22 protein-coding genes are annotated in these 21,859 nt (G+C 71.2%); 9 read left to right on the forward strand and 13 right to left on the reverse strand.

Annotated features, from left to right (window positions below):
• Positions 1-115 precede the first annotated feature (115 nt).
• Together ElP_RS11865 and ElP_RS11870 are read right to left on the reverse strand one after the other, a co-directional pair.
• Entirely contained in the window at positions 116-532 is a 417-nt protein-coding gene (locus tag ElP_RS11865; protein WP_145269508.1) for a cytidine deaminase, read from the reverse strand.
• Between the two features lie 169 nt (positions 533-701).
• Positions 702-2,471 (reverse strand): NADPH-dependent assimilatory sulfite reductase hemoprotein subunit, encoded by a 1,770-nt coding sequence (locus ElP_RS11870; protein ID WP_231749680.1) that lies wholly within the window; start codon positions 2,469-2,471, stop codon positions 702-704.
• A gap of 245 nt (positions 2,472-2,716) precedes the next feature.
• Between ElP_RS11870 and ElP_RS11875 the strand changes: the two genes are divergently transcribed.
• Positions 2,717-3,259 carry a hypothetical protein gene (locus ElP_RS11875; protein WP_145269512.1) on the forward strand — a complete coding sequence of 181 codons (543 nt, stop codon included), beginning with the start codon at positions 2,717-2,719 and terminating at the stop codon, positions 3,257-3,259.
• Positions 3,256-3,756: a DinB family protein gene (locus ElP_RS11880; protein WP_145269514.1), complete on the forward strand. Its 501-nt coding sequence runs from the start codon at positions 3,256-3,258 to the stop codon at positions 3,754-3,756. The genes ElP_RS11875 and ElP_RS11880 overlap by 4 nt, the downstream gene beginning before the upstream one ends.
• Before the next feature lie 32 nt (positions 3,757-3,788).
• Here the strand turns inward: ElP_RS11880 and trmB are convergent, their stop codons facing one another.
• Both trmB and ElP_RS11890 read right to left on the reverse strand, forming a co-directional pair.
• Complete coding sequence (gene trmB / locus ElP_RS11885) at positions 3,789-4,613, reverse strand: tRNA (guanine(46)-N(7))-methyltransferase TrmB (protein ID WP_145269516.1); 825 nt, start codon at positions 4,611-4,613, stop codon at positions 3,789-3,791.
• A gap of 67 nt (positions 4,614-4,680) precedes the next feature.
• Complete coding sequence (locus ElP_RS11890; RefSeq protein ID WP_145269518.1) at positions 4,681-6,162, reverse strand: PQQ-dependent sugar dehydrogenase; 1,482 nt, start codon at positions 6,160-6,162, stop codon at positions 4,681-4,683.
• A 161-nt stretch (positions 6,163-6,323) separates the two neighbouring features.
• Here ElP_RS11890 and hisE point away from each other — a divergent pair, with 161 nt between their 5' ends.
• From hisE to ElP_RS11910, 4 genes are all read left to right on the forward strand, one after another.
• Positions 6,324-6,674 (forward strand): phosphoribosyl-ATP diphosphatase, encoded by a 351-nt coding sequence (gene hisE, locus ElP_RS11895; protein ID WP_145269520.1) that lies wholly within the window; start codon positions 6,324-6,326, stop codon positions 6,672-6,674.
• Between the two features lie 59 nt (positions 6,675-6,733).
• Positions 6,734-7,093: a translation initiation factor gene (locus tag ElP_RS11900; protein WP_145269522.1), complete on the forward strand. Its 360-nt coding sequence runs from the start codon at positions 6,734-6,736 to the stop codon at positions 7,091-7,093.
• Between the two features lie 9 nt (positions 7,094-7,102).
• On the forward strand, positions 7,103-7,444 hold the full coding sequence (locus tag ElP_RS11905; RefSeq protein WP_145269524.1) for a hypothetical protein: 342 nt from the start codon (positions 7,103-7,105) through the stop codon (positions 7,442-7,444).
• Positions 7,445-7,584: 140 nt separating this feature from the next.
• Positions 7,585-8,544, forward strand: coding sequence for a GumC domain-containing protein (locus tag ElP_RS11910; protein ID WP_145269525.1), 960 nt, complete (start codon positions 7,585-7,587; stop codon positions 8,542-8,544).
• A 32-nt stretch (positions 8,545-8,576) separates the two neighbouring features.
• Here the strand turns inward: ElP_RS11910 and ElP_RS11915 are convergent, their stop codons facing one another.
• The 6 genes from ElP_RS11915 to ElP_RS11940 all read right to left on the reverse strand — a co-directional run bounded on the left by ElP_RS11915 (position 8,577) and on the right by ElP_RS11940 (position 14,765).
• Complete coding sequence (locus ElP_RS11915; protein ID WP_197446911.1) at positions 8,577-9,662, reverse strand: alpha/beta hydrolase; 1,086 nt, start codon at positions 9,660-9,662, stop codon at positions 8,577-8,579.
• 98 nt (positions 9,663-9,760) lie between these two features.
• Complete coding sequence (locus tag ElP_RS11920; RefSeq protein WP_145269529.1) at positions 9,761-10,435, reverse strand: flavoprotein; 675 nt, start codon at positions 10,433-10,435, stop codon at positions 9,761-9,763.
• Between the two features lie 69 nt (positions 10,436-10,504).
• Complete coding sequence (locus ElP_RS11925; RefSeq protein WP_145269531.1) at positions 10,505-10,750, reverse strand: hypothetical protein; 246 nt, start codon at positions 10,748-10,750, stop codon at positions 10,505-10,507.
• Between the two features lie 382 nt (positions 10,751-11,132).
• Positions 11,133-11,993 carry a restriction endonuclease gene (locus ElP_RS11930; protein WP_145269533.1) on the reverse strand — a complete coding sequence of 287 codons (861 nt, stop codon included), beginning with the start codon at positions 11,991-11,993 and terminating at the stop codon, positions 11,133-11,135.
• A gap of 250 nt (positions 11,994-12,243) precedes the next feature.
• The gene (locus ElP_RS11935) at positions 12,244-13,836 is read right to left on the reverse strand and encodes a hypothetical protein (protein WP_145269535.1); all 1,593 of its coding nucleotides are present in this window, start codon (positions 13,834-13,836) and stop codon (positions 12,244-12,246) included.
• Positions 13,836-14,765, reverse strand: coding sequence for an ABC transporter ATP-binding protein (locus ElP_RS11940; RefSeq protein ID WP_145269537.1), 930 nt, complete (start codon positions 14,763-14,765; stop codon positions 13,836-13,838). The genes ElP_RS11935 and ElP_RS11940 overlap by 1 nt, the downstream gene beginning before the upstream one ends.
• Positions 14,766-14,890: 125 nt before the next feature.
• Between ElP_RS11940 and ElP_RS11945 the strand changes: the two genes are divergently transcribed.
• The gene (locus tag ElP_RS11945) at positions 14,891-15,808 is read left to right on the forward strand and encodes a sugar phosphate isomerase/epimerase family protein (RefSeq protein WP_145269539.1); all 918 of its coding nucleotides are present in this window, start codon (positions 14,891-14,893) and stop codon (positions 15,806-15,808) included.
• The gene (locus ElP_RS11950; protein WP_197446912.1) at positions 15,771-16,862 is read left to right on the forward strand and encodes a glycosyltransferase family 2 protein; all 1,092 of its coding nucleotides are present in this window, start codon (positions 15,771-15,773) and stop codon (positions 16,860-16,862) included. The genes ElP_RS11945 and ElP_RS11950 overlap by 38 nt, the downstream gene beginning before the upstream one ends.
• Here ElP_RS11950 and ElP_RS11955 read toward each other — a convergent pair.
• Positions 16,822-17,871, reverse strand: coding sequence for a lysylphosphatidylglycerol synthase transmembrane domain-containing protein (locus tag ElP_RS11955; RefSeq protein ID WP_145269540.1), 1,050 nt, complete (start codon positions 17,869-17,871; stop codon positions 16,822-16,824). The two genes, ElP_RS11950 and ElP_RS11955, sit on opposite strands and share 41 nt — an antisense overlap.
• A gap of 77 nt (positions 17,872-17,948) precedes the next feature.
• On the opposite strand from ElP_RS11955, the gene ElP_RS11960 reads away from it, so the two are divergent.
• Entirely contained in the window at positions 17,949-19,460 is a 1,512-nt protein-coding gene (locus tag ElP_RS11960) for an ArnT family glycosyltransferase (RefSeq protein WP_197446913.1), read from the forward strand.
• 27 nt (positions 19,461-19,487) lie between these two features.
• Here the strand turns inward: ElP_RS11960 and ElP_RS11965 are convergent, their stop codons facing one another.
• Together ElP_RS11965 and miaB are read right to left on the reverse strand one after the other, a co-directional pair.
• A complete protein-coding gene (locus tag ElP_RS11965) occupies positions 19,488-20,243 on the reverse strand; it encodes an SMI1/KNR4 family protein (RefSeq protein ID WP_145269544.1) in 756 nt (251 codons plus the stop codon).
• Positions 20,240-21,715 (reverse strand): tRNA (N6-isopentenyl adenosine(37)-C2)-methylthiotransferase MiaB, encoded by a 1,476-nt coding sequence (gene miaB / locus ElP_RS11970; protein ID WP_145269546.1) that lies wholly within the window; start codon positions 21,713-21,715, stop codon positions 20,240-20,242. Before miaB ends, ElP_RS11965 begins: the two co-directional genes overlap by 4 nt.
• Positions 21,716-21,859 lie beyond the last annotated feature (144 nt).

Raw genomic sequence — 21,859 nt, forward strand, 5'->3', positions numbered from 1 at the left:
CAACGCGTCGGAGACCACCCGCATCCGCCCCCCTTCGACGGCACTCCGAGGGGAGCTGCGCCGGCGTCCCTCCCGTCATTCTCATCCATCCGCAATGCCTCGATCGCCCGGATGTTCACCCGGCGAGGTCGCTCGGGCCGAACGCATCCGGCAGCAACTCGGAGAGGGGTCGTCGGATGAGGTCGGGGCCGTCGCATGCGCAGATGATCTCCGCCCCCGGTCCGAATTCGTAGACCACCTGGCGGCAGGCCCCGCACGGGGCCGTCGGCGAGGGGGTCGGCGTGAAGACGACCACCGCCCGGATCGACCGCACGCCGCGTGCCACGGCCCCGAAGACCGCGACCCGCTCGGCGCAGGTGGTCAGCCCGTGCGAGGCGTTCTCGACGTTGCAGCCGGCGACGATCTCGCCGCCCTCGCCCAGCACCGCCGAGCCGACCGCGAAGCCGCTGTACGGGCAGTAGGCCGACCCGCTTGCCTGCCGGGCCAGCGCGATCATCCGCTGCAATGTCACGTCGTCCAGCCCGTCGGGCATGGCGAGCTCCCTCCGCCGGCCGGGGGGCCGGGAGCATCATCCTACCCGCCAGGCCGGCGGAGGGCGATCCCGGGCGGGGATCTCCGGATCTCGCGCAGGGACGTGGGGCCTCGGGGAACTCGAGGGAATCGCCCCGCGCCCCTCCTCGGCCCTGCGCGAGATCGGCCCGCTAGGCCTCCGCCCCTTCCGCGGCCAGCGCCTCGACGCCGACCCGGTGGCAGTAGTCGCCGAACGACTCGCCCGGCCCCCGCTCGACCTTGAAGCGGGTGAAGACGGGGACCAGCTCGTCGACGATCCGCTCCAGCGGGACGTAGTCCTTGTAGACCACGTTCAGGCGGTCTCCCTGGACCCTGCCGCCGAGGAAGATGGTGTAGGTGCCGGGGCCGGGGGAGCCGTCCGGGTTCTTCGAGGCCCCCCGGCCGACGAGGCCGATGTCGCAGTTGTAGGGGCGGGCGCAGCCGTTGGGGCAGCCGGTCATGTGGACGCTGTACCGCTCCTCCTCCAGGCCGAGTCGGGCCATCGCCTCCTCGAACTGGCCCATCACCGCGGGGAGCACCCGCTCCGACTCCGTGACCGCGAGGCCGCAGGTCGGCAGGGCCGGGCAGGCCATCGCCCAGCGCCGGACGGTCGAGGTCTCCTCGGCCGAGGCGATCCCGTACTCCTCGAGCCAGGCATTCACCTCGTCCTTCCGATCCGGCGGGATGTCCGTCAGGATGATCGACTGCAGGCAGGTCAGCCGGGCCGGCGAGCCGAACCGCTCGAAGTAGGCGCGGAGGCCGCTGGCCAGCCTCAGGTCCCCCTCGTCCTTGACCCGGCCGTTCTCGACCGGGATGCCGAGGAACCAGTTGCCGTCCCCCTGCTCGTGCCAGCCGAGGTGGTCGTCGACCTCGGTGATGGGCAGGTCCCTGGGCGGCGTGAGGGGCTCGCCGAGGTACTCCTCGACCTTGGCCTTGAAGGCGTCGATCCCCCAGTCGTAGATGACGTACTTCAGCCGGGCCCGCTTGCGGTCCCCCCGGTCGCCGAAGTCGCGTTGGACCTTGAGGACCGCCTCGCCGACCCGGAGCGCCTCGGGGCGGGGCACGTAGCACAGGTCGACCGCCACGGCCGGGAACGTCTTCTTGGCGCTGGGCGTGGTGCCCATGCCCCCGCCGACGACGACGTTGTAGCCGACGACGTGGCCGCCCTCGACGACGGCGATGTAGCCCAGGTCGTTGGCGTAGACGTCGGTGCAATTGTCATCCGGCAGGGCGAAGGCGGTCTTGAACTTGCGCGGCATGTAGGTCTTGCCGTAGAGCGGCTCGACCGCGTCGTCTCCGGCGGTGGGGACCAGGGCGGGTTGGGGCCTGGGGGCGTCGGGGTTGTCGATCTTCTCGCCGTCGAGCCAGATGTCCCAGTAGCTCGACGACCGGGGGGCGAAGTGGGCGGCGAGCCGGGCGCAGTCCTCCTGCATCTCGGCGTGGACCGCGTCGTGGACCGGCGCCGGGCAGCACAGGACGTTCCGCTCCACGTCGCCGCAGGCGGCTAGCGTGTCGAGCAGCGTCTCGTTCACCTTGCGGATCGTGGACTTGAGGTCCTGCTTGAGGATGCCGTGGAGCTGGAACTCCTGGCGGGTCGTGATCCTCAGCGTCTCGTTGCCGACGGCCCTCGACAGCTCGTCGCAGGCGAGGTACTGCCGGGCGTCGATCCGGCCCCCCGGGATCCGGACCCGGACCATGAACGAGTAGGCCGGCTCCTGCCCCTCGCGGCGGAGCTGCACCCGGGTGTCCCGGTCGTCCTGCTGGTAGGAGCCGTGGAACTTGAGGATCTGCATCGCCTGCTCGCCGACCGAGGCGCCGTCCGCGTTGACCTCGTCGATCAGCGGGAGCTTCAGATACTGGCTCTCCAGCTTCAGGGCCTCGACCTTGCTCCGCTTCGGTGCGCCGTTGCCGCCGGTGCTCACAAGCCCCCTCCGTCCGTTCGGTTCGCTCGACCCGGTCGACCGACGCCCGCACGATCCCTTCGTGGCAGGTCGCCAATCTTCAGTTGGTTCATGATCATCGTGAACAATACCCATTCTAGTGCGAACGTCCCGGCGGATCAATCGCGATCGGGCGGGTCCCCGGCCTGTGACGGGGTCGCCCCCGGCGGTAGACTCGGTCGGACGCCAATCGGACCCGGCCGCCGACCCCTGGGGATCTCGACCTGATGGGCAGCTACCGGCTCGAAGGGCCCAAGCCGGCCCGGATGTACGAGGTGATCCTGCCGAAGAAGCTGGGCTACTACGGCAAGATCGAGGAGGTGCTCGAGGACCTCTTCGACGAGCGGGCGATCCGGTCCGTCCCCTTCGTGCAGCGGCAGATCGCCGAGGCCCGGGATCGGGATGCCGGCTTCGACGAGGACGCCTGGATCCGGACGCTCTGCGAGGCATCCCGGGGCTACTCGATCTACGAGATGGACGGCCGGTACCTCTCGGCCGCCGGGCCGATCGACGAGCGGGTGCTCGTCTTCCGGTTCATCTTCCACAACCCGGCCGAGCCCCCGCCCTCGAACTCGGCGCTCCGCACCGACTTCCTCGCCGCGTCGCTGGAGGTCGTCAACTTCCTGGTCGCCCACCGCTTCGCCGAGGAGCTGGGCGTCGAGGAGGAGATCTGGTTCCTCGAATACACCGAGCCCCGGCTGGCCATCTGGCGGAAGGTCGACGACGCCGCCACCGGGGCCGACCCACCCGCATCGGAGGCCGACCGGTGACCCTCGACGTCTTGATCGACCGCTTCGAGAACGGCGGGCCCCTGCTGGCCTACTCCATCACGAACCTCTCCCGGGAGCACGAGCTGGCCAGGCCCGGGCCCGGCGCCTGGAGCGTCGCCGAGCTGGTCGTCCACATGCTCGACAGCGACCTCGTGGGCGCCGACCGCATCAAGCGGGTCATCGCCGAGGACAGCCCGACGCTGCTCGCCTACGACGAGAACGCCTGGCTCGCCCGCCTCGGCTACGAGGACCTCCCGGTCGAGGAGGCGGTGAGCATGTTCTTGGCCAACCGCCGCTGGGTCTCCCGGATCCTCAGGTCGCTGCCCGAGGCCGACTTCTCCCGGGCCGGCGATCACACCGAGAAGGGGCGTGTGACCCTGGCCGAGCTGGTCCGGGGCTACGTCGGCCATCTCGACCACCACCTGAAGTTCCTCTACGCCAAGCGAGGGAACCTCGGCATGGCGGTCTACCCCAGGTACAGCTACGCCCTGGAATGAGGCCGGGGTCGGGACGGGGCCGGGGCGCGTCCTCACCCCCGGCGTTTCCGGCCGGGGGGGCGGGATCGGCGAGGGGCCGGGCGGGACTCCCCGGTGGCTTCCAGGGCGTCGAGTTCCTCCCAGGGTCCCCGGCTGACGAACTCGGGAAGCGGGAGGGAGTCGACCGCGGCCCTGATGTCGGGGCCCTTCAGGTCGTCCCGCCGGGTGCCGACGCCCCGGAAGACCGGCAGGTCCCGGCTCCTGGCGAGGATCTCGCGCCGGGAGCGGCCCTCGGGGGCGTCGGGCCAGGGCCCGGCCTGCTCCCGGAACGTGAAGAAGGAGGGGGCGACCGAGGCGACGTACTCCCAGTACTCCGGGCTGTCGGTCTGGACCACGAACAGCCCGCCGGGCCCGAGCACGCGGTGGACGTGCTTCAGGAACGCCGGGGTGATGAGCCGGAACCGGGCCTCCTTCGGGTCGTGGTAGGGCTGGGGGTGGTAGATGTGCACCTCGGCCACGCTGCCGGGGGCGACGTAGGACCTCAGGAACGACTGCGCGTCCTTCACGATCACCCGGACGTTGTGCAGGCCCCGCTGGTTCGCCCGCTTGGTGGCGTACCGGACGACCGCCGGCACGAGGTCGACGGCCACGTGGTCGTGGTCGGGGCGGCTCAGGGCGCTGAGCAGGGTATACCGGCCGTTGCCGCAGCCGAGGTCGAGGACCACCGGCGCCTCCCGGCCGAAGATCGCCGCCCAGTCGAGCGGCCCCTCCTCGGGGGGCGGCAGGCGCTTGATCGCCGTCCGGGCCCACTCGGACTCGGGGAGGATGCGGCCGGGGATCGGCACGCCGAACTCGGTTTCGATCGGGTCTTGGCTCATGGGACTCAGATCTCACGCAGGGTCGCGGAGACGCGGAGGAGAGACGGAGGAGAAGACTCGGGCATCGTCACTCTTTCTCCCGTCTGCGCTCCGCGTCGTTGCGGACCCGTGTGGGATCTTCCTTCGCTGGCGAGGGCACTCGGTTCATCGTGTAGTGGGAGATGTCCGGCTCGGCGCCGGGCAGGTCGGCCCGAATCTCGTAGATCCGGCCGGGGATCAGCGGCTCCCTCACGGCGAGCCGGACCGATCGGGCATCGTCGCCGGGGGAGACCGAGGCCACGGAGAGCGGCTCGACGTCCGTCGGCGGCGAGTGGTACGAGCCCTGGAACTCGTGATGATACCGGCGCAGCGAATAGCGGGCCGGGTCCAGGGCGAGGTCGGGGTCGGGCGGCTCGGCGAGGAACCGCAGGGTGAAGCCGTCCGGCTCAGCATTCGCCTCCAGGATGCCGAAGGCGGGCTGCCCGGTCGGCCGGACCCGGTAGATCGCCCCCTGCTCGGCCTCTCCCCCCCAGGAGGGCTCCCGGATGCTGCCGACGTAGAGCGTGCCGTCGGGGGCGAACGCCAGGGTCAGCGGGCCGAGCAGGCCGCCGAGGAAGGGGTAACACGCCCCCTGGATCTGGCCGTCGACCTCCTCCAGCGTCGCCCTCAGGATGAACCGGTGGTTGTACTCGCAGAGGACCAGCTGGCCCTCCAGGGGCCCGAACTCCCCCCCCGTCTCCGCGAACGCCAGGCCGTTGACCGACCGGGCCCAGGGGTACGGGATGAGCACTGCGGGGGTGTACGGCTCGGCGTCCTCGGGCCCCGAGGGCGGGTCGGCCTGGCTGGGGTAGCCGTACCAGTGGCCGGGCCGGAGGACGTTGATCTCGCAATTCGTCTTCTGCTGCCCCTGGTTGTCGGTGAAGAAGACGAGGCCGTCTCGGGAGCGAGTCGCCCAGCCGGTCGGGTAGCGGAGCCCCCCGGCGAGGACCTCGACCGAGCCGTCGTCCGGGTCCACCGCAATCGCCTTGCCCCGGAGGTGGTGACGCCCTTCCACCGATCGTTCCCGGACGTCGTCGGTGACGGGGCTGACGACGTACGAGCCGTCGGTCCATCGGGCGATCCCCGTAGTCCAGTCGTGGTGGTCCCGGGTCACGTCCCAGGCGTCGGTGACGGTGGTCCAGCGCTCGGCCCAGCCGTCCCCGTCGTCGTCGGCCAGGCGAAGCAGGGCCGACCGGGTGGAGATGACGACCTCGTCCCCCTCGACCGCCATCCCGAGCGGCCAGTGCGGCAGGGTGCCGGCCCATCTCCGGTAAGTCTCGGGGATGCCGTCGCCGTCCTCGTCGACGACGAGCAGCACGTCGCCGTCCATCGAGCCGACGACGAGCGTCCCGTCCGGGCGGACGGCCATGCAGCTCGGCAGCACGTCAGCCGGCAGCGGCAGGCGGTCGGCGAGATACCCGGACGCCTCGGGGCCCTGGCCCGTCGCAGGGCAGGCGAGGGCCGCGCCGAGCAACAGCACCGGGGCGAGCGCCGCGATTCGATGGCCGATCCTCAATGCTCCGTCCCCCATTCCCCCGGTCGTTCGGGCTCCCGATCGTCTCCTCATTCTTGCCGACCGAGGCCGGATCGGACAAGCGAGGCGATCCGGGGCAGGGGCGTCGTCGGGTATGATGGGCGACGACGACGACACACCGATGAAGCAAGCCGAGCCCGAATCCCGGAGCCCCGACCGTGGCCGATCAGCCGAACGTCCTGCACGCCCTGTCCGACCTCGTCGCCGATCGCAAGGCGAGCCCGCCGGCCGGGCGGTCGTACATGGTCTCGCTCCTGAACGGCGGCGTCCCGAAGATTTCGGGCAAGATCACCGAGGAGGCCGCCGAGGTCGTCGAGGCGGCCGATGAGCCCGGCGACGAGGGAAAGTCCCACCTCGTCAAGGAGGTGGCGGACCTCGTCTTCCACTCGATCGTCCTGCTGGGCTGCCGGGACCTGCCCTGGTCGGAGGTCGAGGCCGAGCTGGGACGTCGGTTCGGCATCAGCGGGATCGTGGAGAAGGAGTCGAGGGGCAATGGGGAGGCGGGCTGATCGCCCCTCCCCCGCGTCCGCCACCGATCACCCGCCAGTTCATTCGAGGAGCCCCGCCGATGGGCCGACTCTTCGCCGGCACCCAGTGGGACCGCCCCCCGCATTGCGAACGCTGCGGCGCCCCGGAATCCGAGTGCTCCTGCCCGCCCCCCGGGCCCGCCCCCCCCGAGCGGGTCGACCCCTCGACGCAGACCGCCCGGATCCGGGTCGAGAAGCGGCCGAAGGGGAAGATGGTGACCACCGTCCGGGGGCTCGACGCGCGGGGGAACGACCTGCCCGCGCTGGCCGCCCGGCTCAAGGCGGCCATCGGCGGCGGCGGCACGGTCAAGGACGACGGCACGATCGAGGTCCAGGGCGACCACCCCGACCGCGTCGAGGCGATCCTCGGCTCGATCGGCTACAAGACGAAGCGTGGCTGAGCCCCTCCCATGAGTCCCCCCACCCTCCGGCCCGCGCGGATCACCGCCGTCGGGCTCGCCTCGGTCGTCCTGGCCTGGCAGGCGGGCAACGCCGCGGCCGGTCGCTTCGTCCACCCGTTCCTCGTCGCCGACCTCGTGGTGTCCGCCTGGCTGCTGCTGGCCTCATGCTGGCCGGGCCGGAGAGGGGCGTCGGCGGCCCTGCTCTCGGGTTTCGGCGCGATGCTCGGCGTCTTCCTCTCGGCCGTCACCGGCCGGATGCTCTCGGGGGCGTTCGACGCGGGGACGGTCGCCGCCGCCCTCGGGATGGCGCCAAGCGTGATCGGCATCGCCCTGGTCACCCGGGCGGATTGACCCGCCCCTCGATGTCTCCCGGGGCCATCGAATCTCAGGCTCTTGCTTGCATCCGGTGAAGCAAATCATTCTGATTGGAAACGCCGTGTCCTGAACGCACGGCCGGATATTTTTTTGAACCATAGACCCGGGGCCCGTCAATGCGACGCACAGTCCGGATTCGCTGGATCTCCGCGTTCTTCCTCGTCGGCCTGCTGATCGTCGCCGCCTTGGTGGCAGTGCTCCGCCCGGAGGACGGCAAGGGCCTGATGGCCCGCACACTGGGCGGGGACGACCGGACGTCATCGCTGCTCCGGATCGAGACCGATCCAGCCAACCCATTCTCGGTAGGCCGCCCCGACCGGGAGGAAGTCGACGCCCTCCTCCAGACCCAGGTGCAGCTGATCACCAGCCCGAGCGTCCTCACCGTGGCCGCATCGGATCGAGAGGTCTCCAGCCTGGAGTTCGTCAAGCGGTCGGGCGACGCCGTGGAGGCCATCCGGGATCACCTGGAGGTCAGGATCCTGGAAGGGTCCTCACTCGTCGAGGTCGCGTCCCGGGGCCTCCCCCCGGACGAGGGGGCGATCGTCGTCAACGCGGTCGTCGATGCCTTCCTCAGGGAAGATGCCACGTGGGCCGACGCGAGGAATCGGAATTCGATCATGCGGCTTGAAGCGTACCGCGAGGAGTTGGAGACGAAGGTCGAGGCCCTCTCGCAGTCTCTCGACGATGCCCGGAGGACCTCGGTCGCCCCGGATCGCCCGCCGGTCGACCGGGCGATCATCGAGGCCGACCTACTCGATTGCCTGGGCCAGTTGCGCCGCGTCCGGCTCGATCGGGCCGCCCTCCAGGCCGGGCCGGACGGGCCGGGAGTCGCGGAGGGGTCGTCGACGGAGATCGAGGCATTCAAACGGCAGGAAGCCCTGCTCATCTCCGAGCGAGACCGGATGGCCTCCCTGCTCGCCGAGTCGGACGAGGCCCTCGCGGCCGAGAGCCGGAGGCGGCCCGAGCTGGAACACCACCTGGAGCTGAAGCGTCGAGTCGACGACCGGATCGAACGACTCGAATACGAGAGCCGGGGCTCGGCCCCGATCCTCATCATCTCCCGGGCGAGCCCCTGAACCCACCCGGGCGGACGCGACCCGATCCGGTCTCAGCGCCGGGGGGCCAGGATCCAGGGGCCGGTCGGGGGCAGCAGGTGGCGGCCGAGGTAGCGGTAGGCCTCGTCCTGGTTGTCCCTGAAGTAGTGGATCGAGTGCGATTGTAGCGGGGCGGTCGCCAGCTCGACGTGGACCCCCCGGGAGGCGGCGAGCCAGGCGAAGGAGAGCGCCTGGGCGTCGAAGTTCCAGTTGTCCCGGCCGCCGAAGTGGCAGAACATCGCCAGCTCGCCGGGCTCCAGGTCGGTCGTGAACAGCAGGTCGGCCGGGTTGAGGGCCCGGATGATCTCCGTCACCTCGGGGCCGCTGCCGAAGACCGGCTCGATGTACTTCCTCGCCCGGGAGCGCCGGAGCCCGAAGTAGAAGACCGCGTAGACCTCCTCCGGGTCGTAGTACTCCTTCCAGCGGTAGCTGGCCGGGCTGAAGTCCTCCCGGGGGCCCTTGGGCCGGGCGTCGTCGTAGCGGATGTTCACCGGGGAGGCCAGCGTGGCGACCGCGCCGAAGAGGTCTCGGCGGCGGATGGCGATGCTCATCCCGCCGAAGCCGCCCCCCGAGAGGCCGAGGATGGCGTGTGCCTGCCGCTCCGGCCGGATGGAATAGTGCCGGGTCACGAACGGGAGGACCTCGCCGACGAGGTGGTCCTCGAAGCGGCCTCCCCGGCCGTTGACGAACAGCGAGTGCGGCTCCCCGGTGCGATTCTCCCCGGAATAGAGGCCGTCGGGGCAGGCGACGACGACCGGGGGCATCTCCCCCCGGAGGATCATCCGGTCGAGCCGGACCAGGGCCGGCGAGCCGAGGAAGACGTGCTCGTCGACGTACCCCATGTGCAGCCAGAGGATCACCGGATACGACCGCCTCGGGTCATAACCCGGGGGCGTGTAGACGTACAGGTCTCTCGGGCGGCCGAGGATCGGGGAGTGGAGCCGGCGGTCGGCGCTGTGGTTCTGGGTGTAGTCGTCGACATGGCCGGAGAGCCGGTGATTGACCCAGTCGATGTTCACCAGGTCGCGGAACTGCGCGTGGGAGGATCCGGCCCCGATCAGCAGGACCATCGCCGCGATCGGGACTCGCCACCTGCGCATGATCGACCCTCGAAATCCTTCCGGGGCGACGCGACCCCCCGACCCCGAGCGGCGGGAGCCCATCCGGTATCATCCATCGGCCGGCCGACCCGCCGACTTCAGTCGATCGCCCCGGGCCGTCCGACCCGGCCCAGGGCGGACCGGGCCGCCGAGACGACTTCGGGGACCTCGGCCATGCCGCCGGCCCCCACGTCCCCGCAGGCCAGGCGCTTGGAGATCGGCGCCACCAGCGAAAGGCCGGGGGCGTGGCGGTCGAAGACCGCGGTCGCCTCGTCGAGCGTCCAGGGGCCCGGGGGGCCGCCGTCCCCCCGGTCTTCGAGCAGGAGCCGGAGGTGGCGTCGGGTGACGGGGCTGTCCCACATCAGGGTGTTCATCGCCGGGGCGAGGACCACCGGCCGGGAGAATTCCCAGGCGCGGAACAGGCAGGTGAGGCAATTGTCGCTCAATCCGAGGGCGAACTTGCCCAGCGTGTTGGCGTCGATCGGCGCGACGACGAGCAGATCGGCCCAGCGTCTCAGCTCGATGTGCAGGACCGGGTCGTCGCGCCGCCAGCGGTCGAAGGCCCATTCGTCGGCGTCCCGGTAGAGCGGGCCGCCGAGGCGGAGGGCGTCGTCCTCGTCGGGGGGGCCGAGGTCGGCCGGGTCGAAGAACTTCAGGGCCGCCTCGGTGGCGACCACGCGGACGGCGTGGCCGTCGGCCCGCAGCGCCGCCCGCAGCGTCGGGGTGCGGAGCGCGGCGACGGAGCCGGTCACTCCCAGGATGATCCGGGCCATCGGGGGGGCCTCCTGTCCCGCTCCGCGACTCGGCCGGCCGGGGGGCCGACGACTCGCCCCGTCCCGCGCTCAGCGGCACTCGGCCGTGAGCGGGGCCATGGTCTCGTTGACGGCCTCGGAGAGGCGGCTGAGCAGGTCGCGGTGCAGCTGGCGGTATTCTCGGCGGGTGAGCAGCAGGCGCTCGTGGGCGCGGCGGGTGAGCAGGGCGGCGACGGCCTTCAGGTCGGCCTCGACCAGCCCGGTGAGCTCCTCGAATTCCGGGGGCAGGCTCAGCTCGGTCACGGGGGCGGTCGACGTGTCGCTGGGGCAGGACATCTCAAACCCTCCTTGGCTGGGACCTCCGCGGCGGCACGGACTCCCCGTGCCTGATGAACACGATTAGCCGCGAGGAGGTCGCCAGTCAAGACTCGAATGGTGCTCGGTTCCGTCGTGATCGGCGATCCGAGCGGTGCAAGGCGTATGCCGGGCGACGGCTCGCCCGGCCTCGATCGTTCACATCTGCACCCGTACGCGGCGGGGACGGCCCCGTCGCTCGGGGGGTTCTCGGCGTCTCGGGAGGCCGAGCCCTCGGCGGGCGCCTCGGGCGGACGGCCTCGGGGAGGGAGGTCCGGCTCGGCACGTGACCGGTTCAGGCGTCATTGTATGCAACGGCGTCAAGGCCCGTGCGTGACGCCCATTCGGGGATCTCGGGGGGGGCTCAGAACCAGGCCGGCTCGGGCTCCTTCACCGCGCCGGGGCCCATCGCCTCCCGGACCAGCTCGACGAGCCTCGGGCCGTCGACCAGCTCGATGGGGTGATCGGCGGCGAACCGCTCGGCGGCCAGGGAAAAGGTCTTGGTCGTGACGAAGAACCCCTTGTGGCTGCCCGAGTGGTGGATCGTCCCCAGGAACTTCTGCAGCTCGGGAGACCCCACCACCCCCTTCTTGTGGTACTTGCACTGTACGACGCCACGGAGCCCCTGGCGCTCCACCTTCAGGTCGATCCCCTCGTCGCCGGTCCCGCCGACCCGGTCGACCGCGAAGCCGATCGCCTCGAACAGCTCGGCCACGAACTCCTCGAACCCCTCGGGGGTCAGGCCGTCGAGCTGGGCGAGCTTCAGGTCGGCCCGGCGGGCCTGGAGCCGCAGCCGCTCGGCCTTCTCCCTCGCCTCGGCGACGGCCTCCTGGATCGCCTTCCGCCTCCGCTCCACCTGCGGCCCCTCGGGCCCGGACAGCGTGCCGGCGTAGCGCTCGATCTTGAACAGGACGTTGCGGATCGTGTTGTCCAGCCTCGCCCGCTCGGCCCGGGTCAGCTGGTTCTCGAACCGCCGGAAGACGGCGTACTCCAGGTGCTCGAACGCCCCCTCCAGCTCGGCCTCCGACCGGATCGCCGGCGCCTCGTCGTTGTACGAGACGCTCGTCCAGAGCATCCCCTGATCGGGTCGGCCCCGGCCCCGGGCGCCCGGCTCGGCGGGCGGGGCCGGGGCCCCGGCCCGCGTCCCGGGCGGCCCGGCCTCGGCGGCCCGGGCGCGGAACCATTCCAGCATCAGCTCGGCGCACTGAGGTCCCAGGCACTCCATCGGTCGGTGCGGCTCCTCGGGTCTCGATCGTCGCTCGACCGGGTCGTCGGGGGGGCCGGGCCCTCCCGGCCGGTCGATCCGCTGCCCTCGGCCGGGGGCGATCCGTCCGCCCCCAGGGAGGCCCCATCATAGCCGAACCGCCGGCCGGATCCACCGGCCGCCGGCCTCGTCGACGAACCGGGAGGGGACGGCCGAGGGCCCTCGGCCGACGGGAGGGGCGATCCCCCCCGCCATCGGGTCTCCCGACGGCTCAGGCCGAGGGTTCCCCCCCCAACCCCTCCGCCGCGCGGGCGAATGGGGCGCCGCCCGGGTCGGCCAGCTCGGGGTCCTTCTGGGCGCCGGGGACGCCGAGGATGTCGTCGAAGGGGTCGGGGTCGCGGCGGGCGGAGACGTCCCGGACGGCCCGGTCGAGCCGCCGCTGGACCACATCGAGCAGGAAGTGGAACAGGAAGGTGAAGGTCAGGGCCGACCCCACGGCGGCGACCCGGGGGGGGCCGAACCCGACCTCGAACGCCGGCCCGGCGTCCTCCATCAGGCCGGTCGAGATCATGATCCCGGCCAGCGGGCTCAGGGCCGCCGAGGTCAGGGAGGCCTGCGGGTCGAACTGGCCGGCGGCCAGCCCCCCGGCGATCACCAGGGGGACGATCCAGGCGAAGAAGAGGAACAGGGCGAAGAGGGTGTGGCCATGCTTCCTCATGTAGAGCTGCGCCGCCTGGAGCCCGAGCCCGACGTAGGCGATCGTCAGGACGCCGATGGCGATCGTCTGCGAGTAGGCCGAAGGCCCCCCCCGCTCCCGGCCCTCGACCACCTCCCAGGCGACCGTCGTCCCCAGCAGCACGACGGCGCAGAGCACGAAGAGGGACAGGCGGTTGGCCCCCGGGTCGGCCCAGGGGCTCGGCCGCTTCCGGCCCATCCGGATCGCCCGGCGGAGGCCCTTGATGTACTCGCTGCGGTCCGGGGTGACCGTGACGGCCAGCAGGATCGCCACGAAGACCAGGGCGTAGAGCAGGCTGACGACGAGGAAGTCGTACCCCCGGAGCGACCACGTCACCCCGAGCACCAGGGTCACGATCGTGACCAGGAACGCGATCGCCTGGGGCTTGGAGAAGAGGTGGATCCGGTCGGAGCGCATCCGCCGGACCGAGGGGATGAACAGGAAGCCGATCAGGATCGCTTCATACGCGACCACCAGGACCATCCAGGGCACCGGCAGGCCGAAGAAGCGGATCGTCGCCATCTGGCCGGCGAGGTCGAACAGGAAGAACTGGATGCCGAAGAAGATCCCCTGGCCCATGAACAGGCCGAAGATGACCAGGCCGATCAGGCCCCGGTTGCCGGCCTTGGGCTTCTTGCTGACCATCGCCCCCAGCAGCGTGAGCGTGTGCACCAGCCAGGCGGCCAGCAGCAGGGGGAACTCGAAGGCCGCGAGCCCCTGCCAGCCCACGGGCCCGATCACGGCCAGGAAGATCGCGAAGGGCATCGTCAGCAGCGTCAGCCAGTATTCCAGCAGCGGCGCCCCGAAGAAGAAGCCGATCGCCAGCCACAGCGGCGGCACCGGGGAGACCCGGTGGAAGTCGAGGATCCCGCTCTCCCTCGCCCCCCCGACCGACCCGCCGATCTCCCCCGCACCGGCGAAGACCAGCGCGACGACCTGGAGCATGATCACCATGGTCAGGGGAGTCGTGCCGAGCAGCCCGTTCTGCTGGTAGAAGACCCAGCAGATGACGGCGCAGAGCGTCACCACCACGATCGACCAGGGCACCACCCGGTTGCGACGCAGCCGGGACCGGGAGTGCTTGGTCAGGATCGGGTTGTCCAGGACGATGTCGAGCACGCCGGCCATCACGAGAGCTCCTTGGCGCCGACCTTCAGGAAGAGCTCCTCGAGCCCTTCCTTGCGACGGCCGAACGAGGCCACCCGCACCCCCGAGCCGACGAGCGACGCGAGCAGCCCGGCCGCCTGCTCGGCGTCGCCGTGGTACGGGACCTCGAACGTCCTGCCGTTGACCCGCTCGACCCCCGAGGCACCCGGGTCGGCCTCGACGACCCTCCGCAGCTCGTCGGCCCCGTCCAGCACCTCGATCACCAGCACCCCGGCCCCCAGGACCCGGTCCCGGACCGCGTCGACCGTGCCGCTGACCACCATCCGGCCGCGTTCCATGATGGCGACCGACGTGCAGAACTCCGTCATCTCGGCCAGGATGTGCGAGGAGATCAGCACGGTCTTCCCCTCGCTCGCCAGCCTCCGGAGGATGTTCTTCAGGTCGATTCGCCCCCTCGGGTCGACCCCGCTGGACGGCTCGTCCAGCAGCAGGACCTTCGGGTCGGGGATCAGCGTCTTGGCCAGCATCGCCCGCTGCCTCATGCCCCGGGAGAGGGTGGCGACGAATTCGTCCTTCTTCTCCATCAGGCCGACCAGTTCCAGGGAGCGGTCGACCACCCCCGGCCGCTCCTTCCGGGGGATGAAGTAGCTGTTGGCGAACAGGTCGAGGAACTCCCAGACCTTCAGGTCGTCGTACATCGGCGGGAAGTCGGGCATGAAGGCGACCACCTTGCAGGCGTCCCGGGGCCGCTCCCTCATGTCGACGCCGGCGAGGTCGATCTGACCGTAGGTCGGCTCGATCAGCCCGAGGATCGCCCGCATCGCCGTCGTCTTGCCGGCGCCGTTGGGGCCGATCAGCCCGCAGACCTCCCCCGGCCCGACCTCCAGCGACAGGTCGTGCACCGCACAGACCGTGTCGTAGTCGACCCGGAGGTCCTTCACGTGGATCATGCGTCCGCTCCCGACCGATTCAAGACCGCCGATCGCCGCCGCTACGGTATGGCGGCCGGGTGTTGCTGTCCATAGGATGACGGGCGTCGCCCTCCCGACCGGATCCGACCGCCGGAGCCCTCGCGATGAAGCTCGGCTTCAACACGGCCATCCTCCCCGACCTCTCGCTGGAACAGGTGCTCGACGTCGCCGCCGAGCAGGGCTTCTCCTGCGTCGAATGCTGCTGCTGGCCCCCCGGCAAGGCCGAGCGCCGCTACGCCGGCGTCACCCACATCGACGTGACCGCCCTGGACGCCGACGGCATTAAACGGATCGGGGATCTCTGCGCGTCGAAGGGGGTTTCGCTCTCCTCGCTCGGATATTACCCCAACGTCCTCCAGGCCGACCGCTCCCAGGCCGAGCTGGAGATCGCCCACACCCGGCGGGTCATCGAGGCCTCGGCGGCTCTGGGCGTGAACGTCGTCACCACCTTCGTCGGCCGGGACCCCGGCCTCTCGATCGACGAGAACTGGCCGAGGTTCCTGGAGGTCTGGCGCCCGCTGGTCTCCCTCGCCGAGGACAGGGGGGTGAAGATCGGCATCGAGAACTGCCCGATGATCTTCACCCGGGACGAGTGGCCCGGCGGCAAGAACCTGGCCAGCACCCCCGCCATCTGGCGTCGGATGTTCGGCGACATCCCCAGCCCCGCCTTCGGCCTGAACTACGACCCGTCGCACTTCATCTGGCAGATGGTCGACTACATCGCCCCGATCTCCGAATTCAAGGACCGCCTGCACCACGTCCACGCCAAGGACGCCCGGATCGACCGCGCCCTCCTGAACGAGCACGGCATCATGGGTTACCCGAACCTCTGGCACACCCCCAAGATCCCGGGCCTGGGCGAGGTCGACTGGGGCCGGTACTTCGGCGCCCTCTCCGACGCCGGCTACGACGGCCCGGTCGCCATCGAGGTCGAGGACCGCGCCTTCGAGGGCGCGCTGGACAAGCGCAAGGAGTCGCTGATCATTGCCCGCCGCCACCTCATCCAGTTCCTCGCCGGCTGAGCCGGACGGGCCGCCGATCGACCTGTCGGTCCTGATCCCCGTGAAGGACGAGGCCGAGAACGTCGGGCCGCTCCACCGGGAGATCCTCCGGGCGATGGGGCCGATCCCCCTGCGCTTCGAGGTCATCTTCGTCGACGACGGCTCAACCGACGGCACCGCCGCCCGACTCCGGGAGATCCAGGCGGCCGACCCGGGGCACGTCCGGGTCGCCTTCCTCCGGACCAACTGCGGGCAGACCGCGGCCCTCTCGGCGGCGATGGACCTGGCCCGGGGGGCGGTGCTCGTGCCGATGGACGGCGACGGCCAGAACGACCCGGGCGACATCCCGAGGCTGCTGGAGAAGCTCGACGAGGGCTTCGACGTCGTCTCCGGCTGGAGGAAGGATCGGAAGGACACGCTGCTGACCCGCAAGGTCCCCTCCCGGATCGCCAACCGGCTGGTGGCCCGGCTCTCCCGGGTCCCGCTGCACGACTTCGGCTGCACGCTCAAGGCATATCGGCGGGAGGTGCTCCGGGGGGTCCGGCTCTACGGCGAGATGCACCGGTTCATCCCCGTCTTCGCCTCGTGGCAGGGGGCGAGGGTGGCGGAGTTGGTCGTCAACCACCGGCCCCGGAGGTCGGGCCGGACCAAGTACGGGCTGGGCCGGACCTTCAACGTGGTGCTCGACCTGATCCTGATCCGCTTCTACCAGAGCTACGCCCAGCGGCCGATCCACTTCTTCGGCCGGGTCGGGCTGTATGCCGTGGCGCTGAGCTTCGGGTCGTTCGGGCTGATGCTCTTCTACAAGTATGCCTACCCGGCGCTCGGTTTCCCCAACAAGGACTTCGTCGAGACCCCGCTGCCGCAGGTGGCAATCACCCTCTTCCTGGCCGGCGTCCAGATGATCGTCACCGGGGTGGTGGCCGAGATGGTGATGCGGACCTATTACGAATCCCAGGACAAGCCGACCTACCTGCTCGGCGAGGTCCTCCAGTCGGCCGCCGAGGCGGGCTCCGACGCCGACGCCGCCCCGATCACGGGCGGGCGGCCGGGGCCGGGTCGGACTGTCGGGTGACCGGGTACGAGCCGGCCGCCGAGGCCGGCGGCGCCTCCTGGGTCAGCGACCGGACCTGCCGGGCGTTGGCGAGGTAGACGAACAGGGCGATCAGCGAGCCGAGGTACTGGGCGACGTGGAAGGCCATCATCGTCAGCGCCCCGCCGTCGTAGTCGGCCAGCTTGAACAGCACGTCGCTGATCTGCTCCGAGACCCCCAGCGCCCCGAACGGCAGCGGGATCGCCGTGCTGAAGAGCACCAGCGGCACGATCAGGAAGTGCTGGGCCAGCCCCGGCACGACCGGGAAGATCGACCGGCCGATGATCATGAACGCCAGGACGTTGAGCACGTGGGTCAGGGCCGACATCACCACCGTCGCCACCACCACGTCCATCCGTTTGCGATAGGTCGAGCCCATCACGGCCAGCTCGTGGAGCATGTGGGAGAGCCGTCGCCGCTTCGAGAACCTCGTGGCCAGCGGCCGGTAGAGCGGCGGGGCGAAGGCGACGGCCATCACCGCGGTCACCGCGACGGTCAGGAACACCGCCGCGCCGATCAGCCGGCGGACCGGGGGCTCGACCGACTGCCAGGAGAACGCCCCCACCACCACCGCCAGCACAAACATCCCCAGCAGGCCGATCAGCCGGTCGATCGCCACCGAGGCCGCCGCCTGGGTCTTGCGGGACTGCTCCTTCATCAGGTAGGCCGCCTTGACGAAGTCGCCCCCCACGGCTCCCGGCACGACCATGTTGAACAGGAGGCCGATGAACCCCAGCCGCAGCGCGTCCCGCACCCGGAACGGCAGGCCGAGCGCCCGGACCAGGAAGTACCAGCGGATGAAGGCGAGGATCACCCCGGCGAAGTACAGGCCGAAGCCGACGGCGAACAGGCCGAAGTCCGGCCGGCGTCGGAGCACCAGCTCGATCTGGTCCCGATTGGCCCACAACGCCAGGCCGAGCAGCCCGAGGCCCAGCCCCAGGCGGAACAGGTAGCCCAACAGCAGTCGGGCGGATCGGGTGGCGGGGCTCATGCGGCTCCTCGAACATGGCTGGACGACGACGATCGGGGGACGATGCCCGCCGGTCGGGGAAACGTAGTGGAGGGACGATGAAGTGTCAACCTGACCCGCCGGCCCCCGGCGGCCGGGCCGACCGGTCCGGGCTGATCCTGGCGTTGATGATGGCAGGCTTCCTCGCCTGGCAGGTGCCGCTCTTCTACCGGATCCGGGCCGGCCAGGACGAGGACTTCTACGGCGTCCCCGGGATGATGATCCTGCGGTCCGGCCTGCCGACGATCCCGTACCTCCCCGCCCGGGACCCCGGGTCGGTCTTCTACCGGGCCGACGAGGCCCTCTACACCCTCCCCCCCCTGGGCTTCTACCTGGAAGCGGCGGTGCACCTGGTGCTGGGGGACGGACTCGGGCCGGCGAGGGTGTCCTCGGCGGGCGCGGGGATGGCGGCGGTCGCCCTCGTCTGGAGCCTGGCGGGACGCTGGTCCGGGTCGGCCCGGGGGGCGTTGCTGGCAGCCGCCTCCTACGTGTTCTGCCGGGCCTTCCTCTTCCCGAGCACGACCGCCCGGCCGGACATGGCCGCCATCGCCTTCGGCCTGGGGGCGATCTGGTGGACGGCCCGGGACGGCCGGCGGTGGCGGGAAGTGACGCTCGGCGGCCTCTGCTCGGGCCTGAGCCTGCTCTGCCACCCGATCGGCCTGGTGCCGACGGCCCAGGTGGGGCTGGCGCTGCTGATCGGGGCGGGGTCCTGGCGGAGGAAATTGGGGAAGGCGGGCCTCTTCGGCCTGGCGAGCCTGACGGCCTTCGGGCTCTGGCTGCCGATGATCGCCCTGCACCCGGACCTCTTCCGGATCCAGTTCGGCGGCAACGTGCTCGGCCGGGCCGGGCCGGGGCTCGGCCGGACGCTCCTGGGGCTGCCCGGGGTGGTCGCCTACCAGGCCCGGCAGTTCCTCGACCACGTGGGGCCGATCCAGGCGGGCCTGTACGGTGCGGGGATGACCTGGGCGTCCCGGGAGGCACTCCGGGGCGACGCCCGGATGAAGAGGGTGGCTTACCACGCGGCGTCGGCCTCGATGCTGCTGGTGCTGTTCATGGGCCGGCACCACATCCGGGATTATTACGGCTACCCGGCCGCCCTGCTGGGTGTGACGGTCGGCCTGGGCCTGGACCGCGCGGCGGGCCTGCTCGACGGCCGGCTGGGGCGTCGGGCGGCGTCGGCGGTCGCGGCCGGCGCGCTGGGCCTGGCGCTGGTGCCGGGGTCGGGGCTGAGGGTCCTGGCGGCGCATCTGGGTCACTGGGACGATCCGAACTACCGGGTCGAGGTATTCGCCGACCGGATCCTCGCGGACATCCCCCCGGGGGCGCTCGTCGCCGCCGACGGGTCCCTGGTGCTGGAGTTCTTCGAGCGGGGCCACCCGGTGGTCGAGGCGCTGGTCGACCCGTTCTTCTTCGACGTCCGATCCCAGCCGTTCGACTATGCCGTCTTCGGGCCGGTCGGGCTGGAGCAGGCGAGGCCGGGGATCGAGGGGCTCGAACTGGTCAGGACCTACGGCGACCGGGCCGACCCCTTCGGGCATTACGCGGAGCTGTATCGCCGGAAATCGGAGTAGGCCGACGGCCCGCGCCGGCTCCCGATCTCAGCACGCCCCCTCCTCGCCGGGGGCGTGCTGGAGGTGGCGGAGCAGGGCCTCGGCGTCGAACCGGGAGATGCCGAGCGAGGCGGCGAGGGCGAGGTCGTCGAGGCCGGATTCGACCGGGCGGAGGACGTGGGGGATCAGGCTGCGGAGTCGATCGGGCAGCTCGGGGGCGGGGGAGCGGCGGCGGTGCTCCCCCCAGGGGTCGCCGAGGCCGACGAAGTGGGAGTCCAGCCAGTAGGCGCGTCCCCCTTCCCGGAGCAGTCGGGCGAACCAGGCCTCGAAGCTCGGGGCGATGATCCGGGGGGGGAGGCCGGTCAGGTCGTCCCCGGAGGCGAAGATGGGGGCGTCGCCGCAGGGGACCCAGCGGTAGGCCAGGTCGATGCAGATCGTCTCGGCCTCGTTCGGGTTGCCCAGCTCGAACCAGCTCTCGGGTTGGACGATCAGGCCGGGGACCCGGGCGAAGGGGACCATCGGGCCGATGGCGGCGATCGGGTGGACGGCCGGGCCGGACTCGGGGTAGAAGCCGTCGGAGCGGCGGAGCCAGGCGCGGAGCCCCCGGGGCAGGCAGAAGCCGTGGCGCCGCTCCCAGTCGTCCAGCGCCCGGGGGTCGGCGGGGGGCCGCAGGGTGGCCGAGGCCGGGCCGATGGCCGAGAGCGCCTCCGGGGGGGGCAGCCACGAGGCCGGCACGCCGGCCTCCAGGGCCCAGCCCCCGACGGCCTCGTCTAGTTTATCCGAGGTCGCGACGATCGGGCTCATGAGAGGGCGGCCTCCGGGCCCGGGCTCGGGGCCGATTCCGTGGTCAGGACCCGGCCGAAGAGGGTGACCGCGCTGACGTCCTCGACCACGACCGGCAGCAGGTGGCCGGCTTGGCGGCGGTTGCCGGTGAAGACGACGATCCGGTCGCAGGTCGTCCGGCCGGTCATCTGGGTGACGCCGCCGGGGCCGTCCGACTCCCCCTGCCGGCCGGCCGCCTTGCTCGGGCCCTCGACGAGGACCTCGACGGCCCGGCCGACGAAGGGGAGGTTGTCCTCCCGGCAGATGGCCGTCTGCTCGGCCAGGAGGAGGCCGTTGCGCCGCCGCTTGACCTCCTCGGGCACGTCGTCGTCGAACCGGTCGTCGGCCTTGGTCCCGGCCCGGGGGCTGTACTTGAAGATGAACGAGTTCTTGAACCGGCTGCGGCGGACCAGCTCGACGGACTTGCCGAAGCTCTCCTCGGTCTCGCCGCAGAAGCCGACGATGAAGTCGCTGGAGACGGCGACGCCCGGGACCGTCTCCCGGATCCGGGCCATCATCTCGTCGTACTGGTCCACGGTATAGAGCCGCTTCATGCGTTTGAGGACCGCGTCGCACCCGCTCTGCGCGGGGACGTGCAGGTAGCGGCTGGCCTTCGGCAAATCCCGGACCGCCTGCAGCAGGTCGTCGGTCATGTCCAGGGGGAAATTCGTCACGAACTTGAGCCGGAGCAGGCCGTCGAGGTCGTGCAGGGCGGCGAGCAGGTCGGAGAGGCGGGAGGTCCGGCCGTCGCCGTGGTTGTACTTGTAACTATTGACCGTCTGGCCGAGCAGGGTGATCTCCCTGACCCCCTGGCCGACGAGGCGGCGGGCCTCCTCGACGATCAGTCCGGGCGGCCTCCCCTGCTCGGGCCCCCGGACGGAGGGGACGATGCAGTAGGTGCAGAACTTGTCGCACCCCATCTGGATCCGGACGAACGCCTGGAAGGGGGTGGCGCCCCGGGGGGTGGGCTCGGCGGGGCCCCGGTCGGGGTCGAAGGTGGGGAAGGAGTCGAGGACCTCCAGCGTCTTGCCGGCGTTGCGGGCGAGGGAGACGGCCAGTTGGGGCCGGCCCTCCCGTTTCGCCGCCTCCAGCAGCTCGGAGACCCGGCCGAGCTGGCCGGGCCCGGCGACCACGTCGACGTGCGGGGCCCGGTGGAGGATCTGCTTCTGGTCCTTCTGGGCCATGCAGCCGAGCACGCCGATCGAGACGTCGGGGCGACCCCGTTTGAGGTGCTTGATCCGGCCCAGGGCGCTGTAGATCTTGTCCTCGGCGTGCTGCCGGACCGAGCAGGTGTTGTAGAGGATCGTGTCGGCCTGGCCGGGGTCGTCGGTCAGCTCGTACCCCTCGCTCCGGAGTTGGGAGACGACCAGTTCGCTGTCCAGGACGTTCATCTGGCAGCCGACGGTCTCGATGTAGAGCTTCTTGGAGGGGAGCGGGGGCGCCGGGTCCGACATCGTCAGGCTCCGGTCCGCCGGGACGACCACCCGGCGGATCTTGGGGCGAAGGGCGATGGGGTGCCGGGCCGCGACGGGGCCGGCAATTCGCCCATTCTAACTGGGAGGGCTGGGGTTTGGAAACGTGACTCCGCGGTCCTCGGG

Source organism: Tautonia plasticadhaerens (genome assembly GCF_007752535.1).
GTDB classification, from domain to species: domain Bacteria; phylum Planctomycetota; class Planctomycetia; order Isosphaerales; family Isosphaeraceae; genus Tautonia; species Tautonia plasticadhaerens.